The organism is Bartonella sp. AA2SXKL, assembly GCF_042197205.1.
GTDB lineage: Bacteria > Pseudomonadota > Alphaproteobacteria > Rhizobiales > Rhizobiaceae > Bartonella.
The window spans coordinates 1-3,147 of record NZ_JBHIRN010000037.1 but is presented as its reverse complement, the minus strand read 5'-3'; the positions used below and the strand labels follow the sequence as shown (position 1 = coordinate 3,147).

4 protein-coding genes and 2 pseudogenes are annotated in these 3,147 nt (G+C 39.0%); 2 read left to right on the top strand and 4 right to left on the bottom strand.

What is annotated here, in order from left to right; all coding sequences use genetic code 11:
• Positions 1–271: 271 nt before the first annotated feature.
• The 3 genes and pseudogenes from ACFINS_RS09495 to ACFINS_RS09485 form a co-directional block, all read right to left on the bottom strand.
• Complete coding sequence (locus ACFINS_RS09495; protein WP_015856172.1) at positions 272–472, bottom strand: AlpA family transcriptional regulator; 201 nt, start codon at positions 470–472, stop codon at positions 272–274.
• A 207-nt stretch (positions 473–679) separates the two neighbouring features.
• Positions 680–1,846 carry a tyrosine-type recombinase/integrase gene (locus tag ACFINS_RS09490; protein ID WP_375651449.1) on the bottom strand — a complete coding sequence of 389 codons (1,167 nt, stop codon included), beginning with the start codon at positions 1,844–1,846 and terminating at the stop codon, positions 680–682.
• Positions 1,847–1,998: 152 nt separating this feature from the next.
• A pseudogene (locus tag ACFINS_RS09485) lies at positions 1,999–2,244 on the bottom strand (lysozyme); the annotation flags it as partial.
• A gap of 143 nt (positions 2,245–2,387) precedes the next feature.
• On the opposite strand from ACFINS_RS09485, the gene ACFINS_RS09480 reads away from it, so the two are divergent.
• On the top strand, positions 2,388–2,612 hold the full coding sequence (locus ACFINS_RS09480) for an antitoxin MazE family protein (protein WP_012230987.1): 225 nt from the start codon (positions 2,388–2,390) through the stop codon (positions 2,610–2,612).
• Positions 2,612–2,935, top strand: a complete 324-nt coding sequence (locus ACFINS_RS09475; protein WP_375612371.1) for a type II toxin-antitoxin system PemK/MazF family toxin — start codon at positions 2,612–2,614, stop codon at positions 2,933–2,935. Before ACFINS_RS09480 ends, ACFINS_RS09475 begins: the two co-directional genes overlap by 1 nt.
• Before the next feature lie 38 nt (positions 2,936–2,973).
• Here the strand turns inward: ACFINS_RS09475 and ACFINS_RS09470 are convergent.
• Positions 2,974–3,147 (bottom strand): annotated as a pseudogene (locus tag ACFINS_RS09470) (late control protein); the annotation flags it as partial.

Here is a 3,147-nt window from a genome sequence, read left to right as displayed (position 1 = left end):
ATCAGGTTTTCGCCCTAGCTTTACAATACAAGATTGGTGTGAGAACCATAAATCAGACAACCTTCCCATATGTCGTCTTGGTGCTGTCATGCCTCAGCGAAGTGTTGAGAGACGCTTAAATAGCTCTTATTGTAAAAAGCATTCAGAACAACTTGAATGCAAACCTTAAGTCTTGCTTCAGCAGAGAAAGCCTTGAATTTACACCAAATAAAGCTCCAGGTTGATGAGCTTGAGAAAGCCTTGTCCATCCTTATGTGACAAGGTTTTCTTTTTATGCCGCGTCGTTATAACGTTGCTGTTTTGCTTGCTCGATGACATTCAAAAGATCTGATTGTAACCAACGCGATAAAAAACCAAATTTTAAAGGTTTTGGTAAAGAGCCATTGGTAACATGACGGCGGAAAGTTGAGACACTCATATGAAGCAATTTTGCACTTTCACGGTCTGTTAAAAGAATATCATTTTCTGTCATATTAAAATCCTTTCACTATAAAAATGGTAACAAATCATAACCATTTATTAACCACATTTTGGTTCATTTTTGAAGGTATTTTATTTATATAAAACAATATTTTATCATACAATTTCTGATGTGATAATTTATGACTCTTATTGAGAGAGAATGAGAGAGAAGAGAGCTAAAGTTATCCACAGATCATGGGGTAAATTACCCCATATCTTAAGATTGACCCGTGACATAAGCCGCCCATTTCTCCATATAGACACGGCGCTGTTCTAGATAGTCAGTACGACGATAGGAGCGCTCTACTTGTCCTCCTACTGTATGACTTAGAATAGTTTCAGCGACCTCATAGGGAGCATCGGTTGTTTCTGCTAGCCAATCGCGTAAACTAGAGCGAAAACCATGCGGGCAGGCTTCAAGTTTATTGTCTCTCATATATTGAGCCATACACTTCTCAGCGAGGGGACCGCGACCTTTAGCAGAAAAAAAGAAATCATTACGAGAAAGCAATCGTGCTTGTTTTAAAATGTCTAATGCTTCAGTTGATAAAGGCACGCGAAATTCTTTTGTTGTATCACGCTTGCCTTTCATATTTTCAGCAGGTATGGTCCATATATCCCCATCAATTTGATCTTTATGAATATGACGTAAAGGATTGGTACGAACACCTGTCAGAATAAGCAAACGCAAAGCCAGTTGTGTTATGGTTGATGCTTCACAGAGTGTTTTATAAAAAGCCGGAACCTCTCTCCAATCCATCGCTGGTCTATTAGTGACCTTATGGCGTTGTTTTCCTAAGAGAGCTTTTGCTTTTTCTACAGCTTGTAAATCAACATCTACACCTAATGCAGCCGCATGTTTGAGACAAAGATTAAGACGTATCAATGCTGTTCGAGCAATTACAGCTTTTGTATGCCAAATGGGAGCAAGGGTATTGCGTATCTCTGTTTGCGTAATCTCTGAAACGGGTAAACAGCCTAATTTAGGGAGAATATGAAGGCGTAAAGGTGTAAACCATTTACCATTTTTACCATCACCTTTTAATTCAGCTTTACGAGTTTCAAAAGTATCTAGTGCAATATCTTTTAAGTAATGGAGATTGCTTATTGCCTCACGCTTTTGTTTATTACGTTCTTTAATAGGGTCACGCCCTTCACGTAAAACAGCCCGCCACCCAGTTGCCAATTCACGGGCTTGTTTTAAAGAGACATCTCTTAAAGCACCCAAGCCCATTTCGCGACGCCGCCCATGAATGGTATAACGATAAAGCCATTGAGCACCACCATCTTTACGCTTATGGAGAAGCAAGCCGGCACCATCATTATATTTGCCAGCTCCCAATGTTGCGACAGCCCTTGCATTAAGACGATTCATAAGAACCATTTTCACTCCTTTCTGCTATAGTTTTTACCCACACATCAACCCCGCTTGTGACGTGCAAGTAAGTGGTTTTGATTGATTCAAGATAAACAGATTTGAAATGAGAGAATCCTACGTTATTCGGGACTCTCATTCAACATACAAAACAGTGAATTATCATTATAAATCAATGCATTGAACGCTTGTTCAACGGCATTTTCAAATTGTCTTAAGTCTTGGCAAAGAAGTTCTTCTGCTTGTTTTTCAGTGATTGCCATACCTTTATGAACAAAAGGTTTTCCAGCATTGTTTGTATGTCCATAACCAATGGTCCACACCCCAATGGCGTCTTTATAGGCATTGAGACGTAAACCTTCCCATTGTTTAATCAGTGCTAGCCCTTCTGGTGATATTGTTCTCATGTATTGCTCCTATAAAAAAGCCCCACAAAAGGTGGAGAAGATTGATAGATTAAAATTGTAATTATTGTGTTTTATTAAAAATTTCGTTTCATGTAACTTTTTTCTATGTTATACGTTACATGAAACATAATGGAGATTTTGTTATGGCTACAATGCACGTCAATGAACGCGTTCAAAAACATCGCAACGCACAAAGAAAAGCAGGTTTGCGTTTAATGCAAATTTGGGTACCAGATACTCGCCAACCAAACTTTGCAGAAGAGTGCCGACGCCAATGTCGCTTAGTCGCAAAAATGGATAAAACAGATACATCTATGCAGTTGTTGATGGATCAATCTTTAATGGATATTGATGGCTGGACAGAATGATGCGTGGATTTCTCGTCACAATAGCGATGCAAGGCGATTTTGGTAAACCAAGACCTGCGTTAATCATTCAAGCTAATCAATTCAGTGAACATACAAGTGTAACAGTTTTACCCATTACTAGCACACTTGTTGATGCGCCATTACTCCGCATTACGATTCAGCCAAACGCTAAAAATGGTTTGCAAAAACCTTCGCAAGTCATGATTGATAAGATTATGACGGTAAGATGTGAAAAAGTTAGTCCAGCTTTCGGTTCCATTCATGCAGATAAAATGGTAGAAATTGAACGCTGTTTAGCTGTATTTTTAGGAATAGTAAAATAAAAATAGTATTTCTTTTTATCATCATAAAATAGCTTTGTTTATCTATCTTCCTCATCCATATGGATAACGCCTTCGCCTTCGTCGCATGCGTTTGGTGGAGCGTTTGGGTCAAGGGTATCATCTTTGTCTGGTGTTGTGTTTGCAACGTTTCCAGCCGCATCTTCTTGTGATGCATCAAAAAGTTCGCACTCTATTTTTGTGGTGTAACCACC